This window comes from Microcoleus sp. Z1_A1 (assembly GCF_036700305.1).
Taxonomy (GTDB): Bacteria; Cyanobacteriota; Cyanobacteriia; order Cyanobacteriales; family Microcoleaceae; genus Microcoleus.
On sequence record NZ_JAUBOR010000003.1, the window covers coordinates 197,993 to 215,297 of the forward strand.

A 17,305-nucleotide genomic window follows, 5' to 3' on the forward strand; every position below is an offset into this window, starting at 1 on the left:
TTTTTGTTTGGACGTGCAAAAATTAGACAATCAAAGTCCTCTTGAGGCGTGCTGGTGATACGGGATTGTACACCATCAGAGATCCGTTGAGGCGATCGCTCCCTTCAAAGCGGTTGCAGGATAGCCAGACGCTTAAGCGCGATCGCACCCTCGATCCAATCTCCGAAAGCCTGCCCATCACCTACGTTATCGATCGCAATACAATTTTTCTAAGTTTTGGCATCTCCGGGGCCGAAACTCTCAACGCCGATCGCGTTTACATTAGTGTCAACGCTTTAGATTATTCCGGCTATCGGCACTGTCGCCCCCATTATATTCAAGCCATGCAAGAAGTATTTCGGATCGGGGCATAATAGGAGAGAGAAGGCGATGCACTCTCTATCTTAATACCTCTGATTGAGCTAAAAAAGACAGCAATCATTAAATTAGGCAATAATGGGGGAGTGCCTTGCAAAAAAACTTGGTTTTGTTACGGCGGCGGTAAAGTTGCTGACGGCGTTGGCAATTCCTGTGAGGAATGAGAATTAAATAACTTCCACTCTTGAAAGTGGGATGGGCGTCCCGCCCGTCCACTCATGATGGGCGGGACGCCCATCCCACAATAACAATTAAAATTGTAAGTTATTTAATTAGCGCTCCTGAGTTAAAGCTGGCAGCGTTTCATGAGTTAAGTTTACAAGATCCGCAGCCTGATACTCGCAACCATAAAACCCCTCGATAAAAATTTTCTTAATAATTTTGCCACAACACTTGACTGAAGCTTAACCAACGGATAATCTATTTTAATGAAAGTTTCTTCCAAATAGCTTATAATAGTTATGCAATTTTCAACTGCCACTCAAACTCCTAAAAATTATGAAGCGGCGGCATTTTGTTGGGTTATCCCTATTGTTTGTAGCAAGCTGTTCTACAACAGTAAATCAATCTAATCGCACTTCTTCCAGTTTGGCCGTAAGTGAACCTGAAACCCTTGAATTTGCTGTGACTGATGTTCATGGTGCAGAAGATTTGCAGCAAAATTATCAAACCTTTCGCAGTGTTCTTGGGGAAGTTTTGGAGAAAAAAATTGAATTGTTCCCTGTCGATAACTATATAGAAGCAGCAGTAGCTCTCCAGTCTGGTCAGCTAAAACTAGCTCTAACAGGGCCATCTGAATATGTGATTATGCGGGCCCGGACAAATGCTGTTCCCATCATTGCCATCACCCGCCCCGACTATCACTCAATTATTCTTGTTCGTGCCAATAGCGAAATTAAGTCCGCAGCACAATTGAAAGGTAAAACAATAGCTATGTGGGAAATAGGTGCAACTGGTGGTCATCTAAGCCCGATTAAAATTCTCCTGGATGCTGGCTTAAATCCCCAATCCGACTTCAAAATCTCAATGTTGGGAATCAAGGGTTTGCAGGCTCTCAAAAAAGACCAAGTTGATGCCTTAGCAATTGGTGTGAATAGATACAAAGATTTACTCAAAACAGACAGTTTATCAACCAAGGATTTTCGGATTATTGCCACAGGGCAACCCTTACCTAATGATTTGTTTGTTGCTAGTAGTAATCTGCCTAATACTCTTGTTGAAGAAATTCGCGATCGCCTGGTCGAAAATCAAGATAAGCTAATTGAAGCAATTTTAGTTGGGAAAGATAATGATAAGTATCAAGGAGCTAAACTGGTCCCAGCAAACGACAGTGATTATAACATGATTCGTGAAGTTTATAAAGCTATTGGTCAGGGGAATGTTTTGTAAGGTTAAGTTTTATCTAATGCCGACTTTGTAGTAGGGCGTTAGCCCTTAATCCATAAACTATAGAGAAGATTTGGTACTAGGAATCAGAAAGTTTATTTACGTGCATTTACTAATTGATAAAGTTGTTAAAATTTAGCTCAGGTTGCCAGTATGCAAAAGTTTGAACAGGGAGAGAATAGGGCTGTGAGGTTCAAAAACCTTATCCTAAATAGAGGTAAAAATAATGTCCCTGTCAGTGAAGGATCTCGCGAAATTAAAAATTATCTCAAAAAAACTCCCTTCATTGCAATTAACCGTTTCATTTCTCGTTTGAGCATTGCCCAAAAAATTAATTATGGCTACTCCCTAGCAATTGGAATAGCCGTACTAGGAACCACAGGGGGAATGATCTGTGGAGACTATTACCAAAAGCAAGCTTTCAAAGCTTTAACCTTCGCCGACGATCAACAAGATTTGCTCAGGGATTTAGAATATTCCGTGCAGGTAGTCCAGTCACATCCCAAACGACTAATATCTATCTTGGGAGATTCAATCTGGTTTGAATATGAAACTGCTAAGTTCTCGAAAGATGTTAAGGCAGTTAAAAAAAATATTGCAGAAATAGACACTTTTAGTGAAGAATACTCGGAAGAATTAGCAGTAAATTATGCTGAATTAAAGGAATTATTAGACGGTTACACAACTGCGACAGATTCGTATTCTAAATTGCTCAAATCTTTTTGGCAAGAAATAGCTCCCTCCTCACTAAAACTAGAGGACGTTAAACAGGCGCAGCAGCAAGTATTGGATTTAATCAGAGGGGATAGAGCTGTTAAGCTCGATGTTAAGTTTGAGCGACTGTCAGAGAGTTTAAGCTTGATGACAGAAGTAGCTAAGGCACAGCAGAGACAAGCTTCTGTTAATTTTAAGAGAGCTGAGAAATTGCGAGTGCAAATCATCGTAGTGAGTATGTTAGTTTCAGTTGTGATCGCTACTTTTCTAGCCATTTGTACCAGTCGCGCGATCGCCATCCCTATCCAAGCTGTAACCAGCGTGGCTAAAACTATTACTCAACAAGCAAACTTTGATTTGCAAGCGCCTGTCACCACAGAAGATGAAGTGGGAACCTTAGCAAAATCCATCAATCAATTAGTTCAATGGGTAGCAGAATACACCCATGAATTAGAGCTGGCTCGCCAAACTTTGGAAGAGCGAGTAGAAGAAAGAACAGAAGAGCTTACAGCAGCGCTTCACCAACTAAAACACACCCAAACCCAGTTAATCCAAACCGAAAAAATGTCGAGTTTAGGGCAGATGGTGGCAGGGGTAGCCCATGAAATCAACAACCCTATTAACTTTATTCACGGCAACCTAGAATATGCCAACGAGTATATTATAAACTTGCTGCATTTACTTCGTCTATATCAGCAGGAATACCCGCAACCCACAGAGGCGATCGCACAAGAAATCGCAGAAATAGAACTAGAATTTATCACAGAAGATTTACTAAAACTGCTTGAATCTATGAAAATAGGTTCAGAACGCATCCGGCAAATAGTTTTGTCTTTGCGAAATTTCTCTCGCTTAGATGAATCTCAAATGAAATTAGTTGATATTCATGAAGGCATTGACAATACACTGTTGATTTTGAACAGTCGGCTCAAGCAGGGAATTGAAGTTGTCAAAAACTATGGAGAATTGCCAGAAATAGAGTGTTACCCAGCCCAGCTCAATCAAGTCTTTATGAATATTATAGCAAATGCGATAGATGCACTAGAAGAGTCATCCCATGACGCTAAAAAAGAGAAAATTCCTCAGATTTTAATTCAGACGCAAAAGTTGGACAGTAGCCAAATTATGGTGCGAATTTGCGATAACGGCCCTGGCATTCCATCCGCAATCCAAAACAAGCTATTTGACCCATTTTTTACAACTAAAGAACCAGGAAAAGGCACTGGTATCGGACTCGCAATTTGCTACCAAATTGTGGAAAAACATCGGGGAAAAATAGAGGTAATTTCATCTTTGGGAGGGGGAGCAGAGTTTGCGATCGCACTCCCCGCCTCATCTCAAACTTGAAGCTAGATATTGTCTATTTTGAGGACATTAATGTGTTAACGACGGCACATAATTTGTTATTCGACTATTTAAACTCAGCTCCGACAGCCGCCCAATTTCCCAAACCAGCCGATTTGCTCAACCAGTTGACAGCCCGACGTAAAAAGTCGGGGCGAACTGGGCAGATATAGAGGCGCTTTTGGACTTAGTAAAAAACCATTAGCGCGAAAATTGAGCGGAAAACAGAACTCTTGGTGACAAGAAATCTGAAACCGTTGAATCACTAACGATTGAAATGGATGGGGGCGGAGGGACTTGAACCCACACGACCGTTTCGGGTCAACGGATTTTAAGTCCGTAGCGTCTACCATTCCGCCACGCCCCCCTTTGGTCAAGCTGCTGTGGTTTTGAGCGATTAACAGCAACAGCCTTTTATTCTACAGGCAAAACCCCGATTTACGCAACCCCTAATCAAAAAATTCCCAAAAGTCGCGCTGGATCTCCGCAAGCGGTACAATAGTTAACCAGCTAACGGAGCGTGTCAACTGACTTACCGGTGTTATTATTCCCCTAAAGCAAATCTATGTATATTACCTTACTGCTTTACGCCGTCTTGGCAGGAGCCTACCTCCTGGTAGTACCCGCGGCCACCTACGCTTACCTGAACAGCCGCTGGTACGTCGCTACCTCTTTTGAGCGGGGCTTCATGTACTTCTTGATGTTCTTCTTCTTCCCAGGTATGTTTCTCCTAGCTCCATTTTTGAATTTTCGGCCCAAACGGCGGCAGATAGAAGCCTAAATGCGACGTATTGACGTAATTGGAATCAGTGTCGGCTTTTTTGTAGCAGGTGGGTTTGTCTACTTGCTACTGCAATTTGCCGGACTCGACAGTATGAATGCCGGGATTTGGAGTCAGTTGTTTTTGGTTGCTGGCTTGATTGGCTGGCTGGTGACTTATTTATTTCGAGCACTGACTCAAAATATGACCTACAGCCAGCAATTGCAAGACTACAAAGAAGCTGTCTTGCAGAAGCAACTGGATGCACTCACTCCTGAAGAATTAGCCAAACTTCAAGCCGAAATTGAGCAGGAAAAAGATAGTTAGTCAGTGGTTAGTTGTCAATTGTCAGTGGTTAGTTGTTAGTTGTCAGTGGTTAGTTGTTATATCATGTCCGGTCGAGCGATCGCGATTTTTGTAGGGGCGGGTTCACAAACAATACCGCCCATAATTGACAATCTCAAAAACCCGCCCCGACCGGGCTATTATGGTTAATCGCTCGGACATGATATTAGTTGTTATTAGCTAATACCAACTGCCAACAACCAACTGCCAACTGCCAACAACCAACTGCCAACAACCAACTGCCAACAACCAACTGCCAACAACCAATGACTGATGACTAATAACTAATGACTATTTCTAATTGTTTTGAAAAGTTACGCAAGAACCACCAATGTGCATTGATTCCTTTTATTACTGCTGGCGACCCAGACTTGGAGACAACGGCTAAAGCACTGCAAATTTTGGATGACAATGGTGCAGATGCGATCGAGCTTGGCGTTCCCTATTCTGACCCGCTAGCTGACGGGCCGGTGATTCAAGCCGCTGCTACAAGGGCTCTACAGCGGGGAACGCGGTTAGATTCGGTGCTGGAAATGGTAGCGAAAGTTAGTCCGAATTTGCGATCGCCCATCATTCTCTTCACATACTACAACCCGATTTTGTACCGAGGTATAGAAACCTTCTTGCAGCAAATCAAAAGTGCTGGAGTTCAGGGATTGGTTGTACCAGACTTGCCCTTAGAAGAAGCAGACAGTCTCATCCAACCTGCCAACAAATTAGGGATTGAACTAACATTATTAGTTGCGCCGACAAGTCCCAAAAGTCGTATAGAAGCGATCGCTCGTCAGTCTCAAGGATTTATTTACTTAGTCAGTGTGACGGGGGTGACGGGAGTACGCGAAGGCTTAGAAACGAGAGCAAAAGAGTTGCTGCAAGAACTTCGCGCCGTCACCGACAAACCCATCGGGGTCGGGTTTGGTATCTCGCAACCCGAACACGCTCGCCAAGTGAAAGAATGGGGTGCAGATGCTGCGATTGTTGGTAGTGCTTTTGTCAAACGGTTGGCAGAAGGTACTCCAGAACAGGGCTTAGAGGCGATCGGCGAATTCTGCAAAAGTCTAAAAACAGCGATTCAAAATCCTTAGTAACTGTACAATACTTTCAGCCATTAGACAGATGTGTGCGATCGGGATGTGCCATCACAATTGCGATTAAAGACCTTGTTGTACTTGAGATAATACACCACATTCCTTCTAGTTCCTGACTAGAAGGTTTTTTTTGAGCCGAACACGCACAACATTTCAACATAGTGGAGGCATGGAGAACCAAACAGCTATGTATGCAAACGACTTTGCCTTCTCCGGTGGGCTGTGCTGCGACTTTTAATAATGGGTAAAAGATTGAGGATTATTCATTCCTTCTTCCTGATTGGTGATTTCTCTCCGCTCGCCAAGCTGAAGAGCCTTCTTCCTTCTTATTTCTTCCTTCTTCCTTCTTCCTTCTTCCTTCTTCCTCCTACTATAACTTGAGGAATGTAACTTGGGATAGATGAAAAGCTACGGTTTCTATTCGTATACTTAAAAAAGTGTTTAAGTGCCTAATTTGGTAAGGCTAGCCATCTACAAAACCACCAGGCATTTGAGCATCTCACAATAGAAAGGAGCATTTTTGTCAGGAACTCAGGGCTAAGTGCCACTGAGCTTGTAAGAAATTGCAAGCTGTTCTGACCAGACCCCCGCATGGCGGAGACGTTATTTAGGTCACGACACCGGTGAATGCGACGCCAGTTTTCCGCTCTGTCATCTGCAATTAAACAGTTTTAAAGTCACTGAAACAGTGTTGCAGGTCTAACAAGCCTTTATAACCAGGTCTGCACGAACATTACCCCGCAAGGGAGAAAGGAGACAACCATATCTCCATCGGAGGGGCAACCATACCTCTCCAACCCCGAAAGGCGATTCAAAGCGGTTGAAACCGCCGCGTCGTTTCCTTCTCAGGGCTCAAGCCACGCTTGTTTCCCACTTACCGAGCATTTTTATGAAGACACTAACTGCATTTCTGAAAAAAATTCGAGCTGTACAAATTTTAACAGTTTTTCTGGCTGGCATTTTAGTATTTGTGAGTACGGCCTGCAGCAGCGCCCCTGATATTATGGCAGGAAAAACTGATGTGATGACAGGAAAAGGAAAAACTGCCGACCAAATTAGAGAAGAAGTGCCGAGCGGCGCTGTAACGTCCGAATTCAAAGGCGGCATGAACGATTACAGCGATGTCGATCCTAGAAACAAAAAGATGACAACAACAGAAGCAAAAGCTCAGCTTCTCAAAGATCAAGCGCAGCGCCGCATTGACACGAAATCTAGCAACAATGTAGGTGAAAATGTGCGGCGGGTAGCGGATGATGCGCCTGAAAAACTCGACCAAATTGGCGAAAAGATCAAGGAGGATGCTCGCACCGCCCAGCAGAAAGCTGATGACTTTGGCGACAAAACCAAACAAGGCTTTGCTAATCTTAAAGAAAACACTCGCGAAGGCTTGAAGGGAGCAAAAGATATTGTTAAAGAAGCCACCGAGGGAGCAAAAGAAAGAGTATCAGAGGGTACTGAGTCTCTGAGATATAATACCGCCGGCGGCCAAGAAAATATCAATGATGCAGCACGAGATGCAAGATAGAAGGCTCAAGATGCCTCAGACGATATTTGCTCGAAAGTGAATCGAGATATTGACTGAACTCAACGATAGGCCCAAAGAGCGACAGACTACTAATCTCAAATAACGCTGTTTCCTTTTCTGGAAGCTACATTCCGACAGGGGTTTTAACCTCTGTCGGAATGTAGGTAAAGTCAATCAATTTTAGATTTTAGATTTTAGATTTTAGATTTTAGCATTGACTTGCGCGAGATAAATTCGGGGCCTGTATCCTGGATGCTTTCGGTAAATCGATTTTAGATTAAAGATTAAAGAATTGAAGCATTGACTTGCGCGAGATAAATTCGGGGGACTGGAATGCCACTGCTCTCACGACGGATTCTTTATAATATATATAGATTGTATTTGGACTTTTTAAGGTAATAACTTTTCGATCGGCTTTGCGGAAATTTGGGCGATCGAGCTATATTAAATTCAATTAATTAAGGTGTGTATTTTTCAATACATGACAAGGCAGTGTTTATACGGAATTTTGCGTTTATTTAATCGCCTTTGAGATTAAGAGCAGAAACTTATACGTAAGTAAACAGCTTTAATCGCGATCGCTCAAGTATAAAACATTATTTTTTAATAGATAATTTGATTTTTTGATCTACAGCTCGAAAATTATGGTGTTTATGCCCTAAGATAGATAGACCAAGTTTTGTCAAGTTAATGTCTGGGTTGAGGTCAGCCAATATGGACACAATAATAAATGGAGTATATTTGACTAGGGTAATACCGGGGTATCGCTCGATCGCGCAATCGCGCAATCGTACACAGATTCTCGATCGGCTATCGATCGATTCATGGGGGAGAAAGACCGACAACCCGCCGCTAAAATTCTCAAACCTACGCTATTGTGGCGGAGGATTTCCGAGAGGCGGTGCTGCCCAAATCTCCAAAAGTTGCATTAGCGACCGTTAATTGCATCGGTAGAAATAGTCCTAAACAGAAGAAAAATTTTCGACAGACTGAAATGCAGATCGGTTATTTACAAATACATTAAACCTTCCAATCTTTCAATTAATCTTGACTGTTACCTGCTATATAGAGGTGTATAAAATTTAGCAAAAAGAGGCCACGGATTCAGGATATATTAGAGCAGTAATCCGCAGCCAATCGACAGGGGAAATGGAGGTAAACCTTATCTTGGGAATTGTGTTTTGATGCTAGTAACGATGATGCACGACTTTTATGATGCGCTGGCAGATTTGGCAATCTATGCAGAGGCCCCACCGGCGGAGCGCCAACAAATCCTTGATCGCGTTGGGGCTAGTCAGAAAAAACTCAAAGAATTCGCGCACCATACGCCGATCAATTACCAACACAAGTTCGATCTGGTTGAGGCAGAATTGCTGGGCGTTTTGGGACAGACAGCAGAAGCAATGGAATTGTACGATCGAGCTATTACCGGAGCTAAAGCTAACGAATATGTCAATGAAGAAGCTCTTGCCTGCGAACTCGCTGCTAAATTTTACCTGTCATTAGGAAGGGAAAAAATTGCCAGAATCTACATGATAGATGCCTATGATTGCTATGTCCGCTGGGGAGACAGAGCAAAAATTGATGACTTAGAAAAACGTTATCCTCAATTATTAAAACCGATTTTAGAACAGGCAAAACTCCCTGCAAATTCATTAGCAAATTTTCCAACACCTGCTGGGCAAAATCAATCGCTTCATCCATCCATTCATCCATCCATTCATCCATCCATTCATCCGTCTGTTTCGGCGAGTGTCTCAGATTTCGGGAATTTTTCAACACTGCTCAAAGCTTGTCAAGCGCTCTCTAGTGAAAGAGAACTCGATCGACTGATTGCCAAACTCATGCAACTGGCGATGAAAAATACAGGAGCTGACAAAGGAGCGCTGATTTTACCAAACGGCAATCAATGGGAAATCGCGGCTACCAGCACGCTCGACAATTCGGGAGTCGAGTGGGCGATCGACTTATCATCCGCAAAACTCGATGACAACAGCGATATCTTGCCCCTCAAAATTGTTGACTGCGTTAAAAATTTATTGAAACCTGTGATTGTTCGGGATCTCACTCAACAACGTGATTGGGATTCCGACTCCTACATCCTCAAATATCAACCGCAGAGCCTGCTGTGTTGGCCGATTCTCGATCGAGGCAGCTTAGTCGGCATTTTGTATCTGGAAAATCGCTTAACCGCAAAAGTTTTTACCCGCGATCGACTGCAACTTCTCAATCTCCTGTCTTCCCAGGCAGCCATCTGTTTGCAAAATGCTCTGCTCTATAAAAAATATCAGGATTATAACCAACAATTAGAGCGATCGCTAGTAAAAATTAGCCGAACCGAAGCTCAGCTTGCGGAGCAGAAACAAATGCTGCAAGCAATTCTTGATGTCGCTCCGATTTGGATTTGGATGGTTAATCCTAGAGGTAAAGTACAGTTTTTCAACAAGACATTTTGTGAAGATGTGGGCGTGCCCCTGAGCGAGTTTTTAGCTGTCGATCATTACAAAGATATACTCGGAGAGAATGCAGCGAACTGTCTGGTTTCAGATGCGGCCTGCCTTGCCCAAGATTCGCCGCATTACTCCAGCGAAACTCTCAGACTTGTTGACGGCAAACTGCACTATTTAGAAGTCACCAAAGTGCAGTTAAAAAATTCCCAGGGCGAGACAATCGGGATTATCGGTTTGGGCGTGGATGCCACCGAGCGCAAGCGAGCCGCAGAACTTTTGCAAGAGCAAAATCAACAGCTCGAACAAACTTTAAAAAATTTACAGCAAGCACAACTGCAAATCGTCCAAAGCGAGAAAATGTCAGCTTTGGGCAATTTAGTCGCCGGAGTCGCCCACGAAATCAACAATCCGATTGGGTTTATTTCTGGCAATTTAAGCGAAGGTAAAAGGAGTTTGGAAGATGTAATCGAACACTTAGAATTGTATCGCTCCGCGGCCTCGCCATCGGAAATTGCCGACCACGCCGAAGAGATAGACATCGATTATCTTTTGGAAGATTTACCAAAGATGATTGATTCAATGCAACTCGGATGCGAACGCATTTGCAGCATCAGCAACAGTTTGCGTACCTTCTCGCGAGGCGACAAAGACTACAAAGTTCCTTTTAATATTCACGAAGGCATTGATAGCGCTATTTTAATTTTGAAACACCGCCTCAAAGCAAACGAACACCGCCCGCAGATCGAAGTTATCACTAAATACGGCAATCTCCCTAAAATAGAATGTTTTCCCGGTCAATTAAATCAAGTTTTCATGAACATCCTTGCCAATGCGATCGATGCCTTAGAAGAGTCAAATATAGGACGCACTTTTAGCGAAATTACCGCCAATCCCAACCGCATCACGATATGCACTGATATAGTTGGCGAAGGGTACATTAAAATTAAAATAGCTGATAACGGCACCGGAATCAAAGAGGAAATTAAACAGCAGATATTCGACCATTTGTTCACGACGAAAGGTGTCGGAAAAGGAACTGGATTGGGGTTGGCAATTGTCCACCAGATTGCGGTAGAGAAACATGGCGGAAGCATCGAAGTGAATGGCGAGCCGGGAATTGGCACTGAGTTTGCGATCGTTTTGCCTGTGAAGGGAGAAAATTGAATTAAAATTTAATGTTTTTTGGGCGATCGGGTAATAACATATACTGACTTTAATTCGGGTCTTTTCTTGAAAGCCTTAGCATAACTCTTTTAAAGTTGTATTTTAGACACCCTATAAGTGAGCGCGTCACCCATTTTGAGTTGGGAGATGTCTATTATACAAAAAAAATTAATCACCAAGGCTTCGCCCTACAAAAATTTATCTTAAATTTAACCAATCTTGAATTTCTTGCGCTAACCAAGCCGCCTCAACCTCTTTCAAATTTTTTGCTACAACATAAAAGTAAGTTCCCATATCGTTACCGGCACGAATCTTGATTTGATTTCCCGAAAGAGAGTTATTGTGAATGAAAGCACCCAAGATTTCTGATATTTCTCCTGTTTCTTGTAAGTATTTACACCCCAATACCTGATGTGTTATTTTAAAAAATTTGCGATTAAATTTAACTTGCTTTATCTCAAAAATAACCTTAACTAAGAAACCTATTATAAGTACCGAAATTACTACCCCTATGCTCAATTCTCCTGTTAAAAAGGGGATAATTGTCGGGATGAATATCATTAGCATTACTGTTCCTAGATAAGCAGAGAATAAAGGCTTTCTGACTAAGACAGCCGGAATTTTAATGTGTAACTCCGTCGCTGATTTGCTAACTTGAATGAGACTGTGAGGCGGTTTAGCAATTTTCCGAACAGTCGCAATTTGAAGATTAGCTCCTTGTATGTTGCCCGATTTCAAAGCGGCTAAAGCCTCTCTAGCCAGGGGGAAACGCTTTTCTAACCCGATTTCCGTCATCTTCTCAATCCAGCTTACCAAAGTAGGATTGACACTCACGCGATCGCTAAACTGAATCCGAGAATCTTTCTGTGGCAAATCCGCAGGAGTCGCCCCCGTTAACAAATGAATTAAAGTAGCTCCCAAAGCATACAAATCCGAAGCCGCCACCGCCCGCCCCCAAAACTGTTCTAAGGGTGCATAGCCACTCGTTCCTACCACTGTAAACGTTACACCTGTCACCGCCGCTTGAGCTTGTACCGCACCAAAATCTACTAGATAAACCTGCTGATCTTCCCCCAAAATTAAATTACTCGGCTTAATATCTCGGTGCAAAACCGGGGGACTTAATTCATGCAAATAAATTAAAATTTCCAGAACTTCAGTGGCAATTTTTCGTACTTGTTTTTCGGAAAAATGCTGACCATTTTCTAACAATTCCTGAAGCGAAAACCCCGGAATATAATCTTGCACTAACCCAAACCAAGGCAATCCCGATCCGGCTTCCCTCTCCAGGGAAAAATAATCTCGATAGCAAGGAATGCGGGGATGATTTAGCGCCTGCAAAACTTGTGCTTCTCTTTCAAAGAGCTTGAGTTCTTCCCACTGCATTTCCGGGCTAAAAGCTAACATTTTTAGTGTCACCTGTTCTTGAAACTCTAAATCTACTGCTCGCCAAGTTTGATGACCGGTCGCTGTGCGCCCTAAACGCTGTTGCAATTGATAACGTTCTTGTAAAATTTTTCCTGGATTTAACACAGCATTGCACTATTTTTTTTAATTATATGAAATTTCCTTAACTATTAAATTAACTATTTTCCCGAGAGCGTTAAATTGCTAGTACAAGTAATTATCCGTGCATTTCTCCATTCGGCATAATTGTACCGCGCCACTGAGCCCCCGCTAAATTAGCAGTGCTCAAATCTGCCCTAATCAAAGTTGTGCGGTGCAAAATTGCCTCCCGCAAATCTGTTCTAGCCAGGTAAGCATCAGTCAAATCAGCTTCACTCAAATTTGCCTGATTCAAATTAGCTCGACTTAAATCAGCCCTCACTAAATTAGCTCGACTCAAGTCAGCCATAACTAAATTAGCATTGCTCAACTTAACATCAGGAAGAAATGCACCCCGCAAGTTAGCGCCAGCAAATTCAGCATCAATTAACACAGCTCTTTCCAACTTAGCATTTGTCATTACAGCCCAGGAAAAATTTGTTTCTACCAAAGTTGCTTCAGTCAAATATATGCCATCTAAAATAGCTTCGCTCAAATTCGCCTGAGTCAGATTTGCTTCCCCCAGAGATGCTTCTGTCAAATTCGCGTGACTGAGATTAGCTTTAGTCAAATCGGCACCTTGCAAATTGACGCCCCGCAAATCGGCACCTTGCAAATTTGCACCCCGCAAATTTGCACCCTCAAAAATCCGCACCTCCTTCCGCAAATTTGCACCCCGCAAGCACGCCCCGCGCAAATCTGCACCTTGCAAATTCACACCTCGCATATCTGCATCGCTCAAATTTGCATCAATAAAAACTGCCAAAGAGATATTGGCTCTGCGAAAGTCTGCACCTTGCAAAGTCGCTCCGTGGAAGTCTGCATCGGACAAATTTGCTCCGCTCAAGTTTGCTTGATTTAAGTTAGCACCGCACAGCTTTGCATTAGTTAAATTGGCGCGCTGAAGGTTAATTCTGCTCAGGTACGACATCGCTAAGTTTGCACCCCAGAGGTCAGCATTACTTAAATTGACGCCAATTAAATCGGCACCGCTCAGGTATACCCCTCTGAGATTCATACCTTGAAAATCTAGTTCTCCTGATGTATATCGCCTTAAAATTTCGCTGGCATTCATATTTGTTTTTGTTGTTAATTAGGTACAATCTGCTATTTCTAGAATTGTTAAAATTCTTCTGTTCGCGCAGGCGGAATTAGTTTGTCTAGCCCCTGACTTAAGTCGGGATATTTAATGATTTTGATTGACAAATTCTTGAGTCCAAGAAACTGTTTTGCTGCCTAACTGTCGCCCGTGAATTTTCACATGAGTAAGATATTTTGATTTTAAAGTACACAGTTTTTTGTGAATGTATGTAGCTGTAGTCTGTTGGTTTGGTACTTCAGCAGACTCCAGAATCACATGGAGCCAACCGTCTTTAAATCCTACTGTAGCAGCAATTCCTTTAGGCTGTAGCAATTGATTGATCAATTGGGCGATCGCCTTTGGTTTGCCTTGTTTTGCCATTTCCAGAAGCTGATACTGATTTGCTTTAGGGCTAGAGTTTTCCGGCGGGATTTCGGAAATATTGTCTGCCATATTTTCTGGGATTTTAGAAAGATTTTTTCCGCTTTCTTTTGACTCCAATTCAATCAAAATTTCCAGCAATTTATCGGCAAACTTCTGAACTTTGCCTACATACTCTCTGAGATTTTTATATTTCCAGTACAAACGATCCTCTGCACTTCCGGTTGAAAACTTTCCATTTAAGGCTGATTCTAACTGGGTGAATATATTTTCTATTTGCGCTGTGGCGGAGTTAGCACTTTGACTGACTAATTCTGTCATTTCTTCTTCCAATCCCAACTTGCGTTTGATGGAATCGCTAATATTTATAATAACAGGAGCAGCAGGTTCTAAAATTTCGATAATAGTCGGCATTTCTGCAACTGGGAATGTTTCTACCATTTCCTGTCTGAACTCAGTAGGATAATTATTGCTGGTTTCGGGTTCTTGAAACGGTAGATTTTCTGCCGTGTCCGGCACTAAGTAACTCTTTTGAGGGTCATAATGATAGTGAGGTGGAGCAGCTTGAAGGATGTGGGTAATCTCGCCTGGATCAAAATAATCGCTGCCTTTGTCCACCAGCTCGATCTCTTGATAAACACTGTTGTTTAAATGTGTCTGATCGTAATCTTCACTAGCCGAAGATTCGGCTTCATGGGGTTCTTCCTGTTGCATTTTTGCGTAACAAGGATTCATCGCTTTGATGATTACGCTCGCTGCTTGGTCGTTTTCATCTCTGTTGTCGAGATTGCTAGCAGTTCTGTACAACTGAGATTCCAGTTCGGCTAGGGTGGTACAGACATTAAACAGTTGTCGCAGTAGATTGTCAAGTTCTTGAGTTTTCAGAAGTAGCCAGTCGCGATCGCTAAAAGTAAACTGGTGATAAAGAGTAGAAAAAATGAGGATTTTCGCCCTCAGCGGATTTGTTTGCTGCAAAATTTTTTGTCGCACATCAAATAAAGTGCCGGGGTTTCTTGCCCTTTCTTCGCTGCTGGGTACTTCCGAACTAAAGTGTTCTTCAAATGCGGGAGATTCCTGACCGCCAAAACTAGATATGTTTACTTCTAATTTGGTGAAGTCTTCAAATTCATACAGCCTGCTAAGTTGACAGACTATGAGGTCTGCTACTAAAGCATACTCGTTTTTTTTATTAACCTTAGAGACTATACTATTTAAAACAGCTTCAATATCTTCTAACCTGCTGTATTTGGCGCACAGTTCTTCGATTAAAATCCTTACATCGGCGCTGGCGAGTTGGGCAGGGTCGTTTTCCCAGAACTCTTTACAAGCAAAAAATATTATTTTTTTAATGCGCGAGAGATTCACGTCTTGTTCTAATTCGCGAACAACTTCATCTAAAATAGATAAAGCTTTCATAGTTTTCCTCCCATAAAAATACCCTGTCAGTCGATTTTAGATTTGAGATTTTAGATTTGAGATTTACTTGCAGCGCCGTGAATCTGGGAACCAGAACTTGAGTCTAAAATTTTAGTATCTCCACTCAGGAGCGTAGGTGGCACGGTACCCGTTTTTGGGCGGGTCAACACTTAGCAAGAAATAATACAATTATACCACATTTGATAAATGCAAGACTTTGATGCGATCGTAATTGGGAGCGGTATTGGGGGCTTAGTCGCAGGCTCGATGCTAGCTCGCTACGGGAAGCAGGTGCTCGTCTGCGAGAGCCACATCATAGCGGGCGGGGCAGCTCACAGCTTTTCGCGCCGGGGATTTCACTTTGATTCGGGGCCTTCTTTTTATTGCGGTTTGACTGACTCCCGCTCGTTCAATCCTTTGCGGCAAGTTTTTGATGTTTTGGAGGAATCGATCGCTGCAATTTCTTACGATCCGCTGGGGCATTACCATTTTCCAGAGGGAAGTTTACCGATTTATGCTGATGCGAGAAGTTACTTAGATGCTGTAGCTAAATTCGCACCGCAAGGTGCTGTAGAATTACAGCAATTTCAACAAAATTTATTAGTTTTGTATGAAGCTTTGCGTGGAATTCCGGCTTTAGCGCTGAGATCCGACTGGCAGTTGATACCTGTTTTGCTGTCTCGGTACTCGCCTGCTTTGCTGAAGCTGTTGCCGCTAGTAGGTGCGATCGCGGGTTCAGCAGGTTCCTTGATGGATCGGGACGTGCGTGACCCTTGGGTGCGGCGTTTGATCGATTTGGAGTGCTTTTTGCTGTCTGGTTTGAAAGCGCACGGAACTGTCGCGCCGGAAATAGCTTTTATGATTGGCGAACGATCGCGCTGTGCGATCGAATATCCTGTAGGTGGCAGCGGTGCGATCGTCGATGCTTTAGTCAGAGGCTTGCAGCGCTGGGGAGGAAAATTGCGCCTGGGAGCTCCCGTCGAGCAAATATTAGTTGAATCCGGCAAAACCACTGGCGTTCGCTTGAAAAATGGCGAAATTATCCGCGCCCCAATTGTCATTTCCAATGCCACAATCTGGGATACTTATACAAAATTACTGCGGCCTGAAGATTTGCCGAAAAGCTACCGAAAAAACGCTTTGTCGATGCCAGCAGTAGACAGTTTCATGCACCTGCATTTAGGAATTAAAGCCGAAGGACTCGAAGGTTTGACCGGCCACCACGTCGTCGTTCACGACAGCAAGATTGACATTACAGTACCCGGAAATACTTGCATGATTTCGATTCCTACAGTGTGGGATGAAACTCTGGCGCCGCCCGGACATCACGCCATTCACGCTTATACATTGGAACCTTACGAAGGTTGGGAATATGGCGAATTGTATCAGCAGAAAAAGCAAGAGCGATCGCAATCTCTGTTTCAAGCTTTAGAAAAAATTATACCGGATTTGCGATCGCGGATAGTCTTAGAGTCGATCGGCACACCGCTAACCCACGCCCGATTTTTGCATCGATATCAAGGAACTTACGGGCCTGCAATTGCCGCCGGAAAAGGCACATTTCCCGGGCCGCAAACACCAGTCAAAGGCTTGTATCGCGTGGGAGACAGCACCATGCCGGGAATTGGCGTGCCCGCTGTCGCAGCATCGGGTATTTTGTGCGCGAATACTTTGGTAAATTCCGATGTGACAGCACAATTTTTTTGACACTCCCCGACCTGAAGGCGCGGGGATTCTTGGATCAATCAG

The 17,305-nt window shown here is 43.2% G+C and carries 11 protein-coding genes, 1 tRNA gene and 1 pseudogene; 9 read left to right on the top strand and 4 right to left on the bottom strand.

Translation table 11 applies throughout. From position 1 onward, the window contains the following. Positions 1–113: 113 nt before the first annotated feature. The 3 genes and pseudogenes from QT973_RS03255 to QT973_RS03265 all read left to right on the top strand — a co-directional run bounded on the left by QT973_RS03255 (position 114) and on the right by QT973_RS03265 (position 3,804). Positions 114–521 (top strand): annotated as a pseudogene (locus QT973_RS03255) (7-cyano-7-deazaguanine synthase). 334 nt (positions 522–855) lie between these two features. After that, complete coding sequence (gene phnD, locus QT973_RS03260) at positions 856–1,746, top strand: phosphate/phosphite/phosphonate ABC transporter substrate-binding protein (RefSeq protein WP_333056345.1); 891 nt, start codon at positions 856–858, stop codon at positions 1,744–1,746. A 150-nt stretch (positions 1,747–1,896) separates the two neighbouring features. Further along, positions 1,897–3,804, top strand: coding sequence for an ATP-binding protein (locus QT973_RS03265; protein ID WP_333262318.1), 1,908 nt, complete (start codon positions 1,897–1,899; stop codon positions 3,802–3,804). Positions 3,805–4,083: 279 nt separating this feature from the next. On the opposite strand, the gene QT973_RS03270 is transcribed toward QT973_RS03265, so the two are convergent. Beyond that, positions 4,084–4,168, bottom strand: a tRNA-Leu gene (locus tag QT973_RS03270). Positions 4,169–4,366: 198 nt separating this feature from the next. Between QT973_RS03270 and ndhL the strand changes: the two genes are divergently transcribed. The 5 genes from ndhL (at position 4,367) to QT973_RS03295 (ending at position 11,133) form a co-directional block, all read left to right on the top strand. Beyond that, positions 4,367–4,582 carry an NAD(P)H-quinone oxidoreductase subunit L gene (gene ndhL / locus QT973_RS03275; protein ID WP_193972727.1) on the top strand — a complete coding sequence of 72 codons (216 nt, stop codon included), beginning with the start codon at positions 4,367–4,369 and terminating at the stop codon, positions 4,580–4,582. Continuing rightward, the gene (locus QT973_RS03280) at positions 4,583–4,888 is read left to right on the top strand and encodes a DUF3007 family protein (protein ID WP_333056347.1); all 306 of its coding nucleotides are present in this window, start codon (positions 4,583–4,585) and stop codon (positions 4,886–4,888) included. A 305-nt stretch (positions 4,889–5,193) separates the two neighbouring features. Then, the gene (trpA, locus tag QT973_RS03285; protein ID WP_333233507.1) at positions 5,194–5,991 is read left to right on the top strand and encodes a tryptophan synthase subunit alpha; all 798 of its coding nucleotides are present in this window, start codon (positions 5,194–5,196) and stop codon (positions 5,989–5,991) included. Positions 5,992–6,883: 892 nt separating this feature from the next. Continuing rightward, complete coding sequence (locus QT973_RS03290; protein WP_333056350.1) at positions 6,884–7,519, top strand: DUF6658 family protein; 636 nt, start codon at positions 6,884–6,886, stop codon at positions 7,517–7,519. Positions 7,520–8,703: 1,184 nt separating this feature from the next. After that, on the top strand, positions 8,704–11,133 hold the full coding sequence (locus QT973_RS03295; RefSeq protein WP_333211328.1) for an ATP-binding protein: 2,430 nt from the start codon (positions 8,704–8,706) through the stop codon (positions 11,131–11,133). 198 nt (positions 11,134–11,331) lie between these two features. Here QT973_RS03295 and QT973_RS03300 read toward each other — a convergent pair whose 3' ends face one another. The 3 genes from QT973_RS03300 to QT973_RS03310 form a co-directional block, all read right to left on the bottom strand. Continuing rightward, positions 11,332–12,666 (bottom strand): serine/threonine-protein kinase, encoded by a 1,335-nt coding sequence (locus QT973_RS03300; protein ID WP_333211270.1) that lies wholly within the window; start codon positions 12,664–12,666, stop codon positions 11,332–11,334. Between the two features lie 91 nt (positions 12,667–12,757). Then, positions 12,758–13,753 carry a pentapeptide repeat-containing protein gene (locus QT973_RS03305; protein ID WP_333056353.1) on the bottom strand — a complete coding sequence of 332 codons (996 nt, stop codon included), beginning with the start codon at positions 13,751–13,753 and terminating at the stop codon, positions 12,758–12,760. Between the two features lie 111 nt (positions 13,754–13,864). Then, positions 13,865–15,556, bottom strand: a complete 1,692-nt coding sequence (locus QT973_RS03310) for a hypothetical protein (protein ID WP_333390599.1) — start codon at positions 15,554–15,556, stop codon at positions 13,865–13,867. A gap of 207 nt (positions 15,557–15,763) precedes the next feature. On the opposite strand from QT973_RS03310, the gene QT973_RS03315 reads away from it, so the two are divergent. Continuing rightward, the gene (locus QT973_RS03315; protein ID WP_333056358.1) at positions 15,764–17,263 is read left to right on the top strand and encodes an NAD(P)/FAD-dependent oxidoreductase; all 1,500 of its coding nucleotides are present in this window, start codon (positions 15,764–15,766) and stop codon (positions 17,261–17,263) included. Positions 17,264–17,305 lie beyond the last annotated feature (42 nt).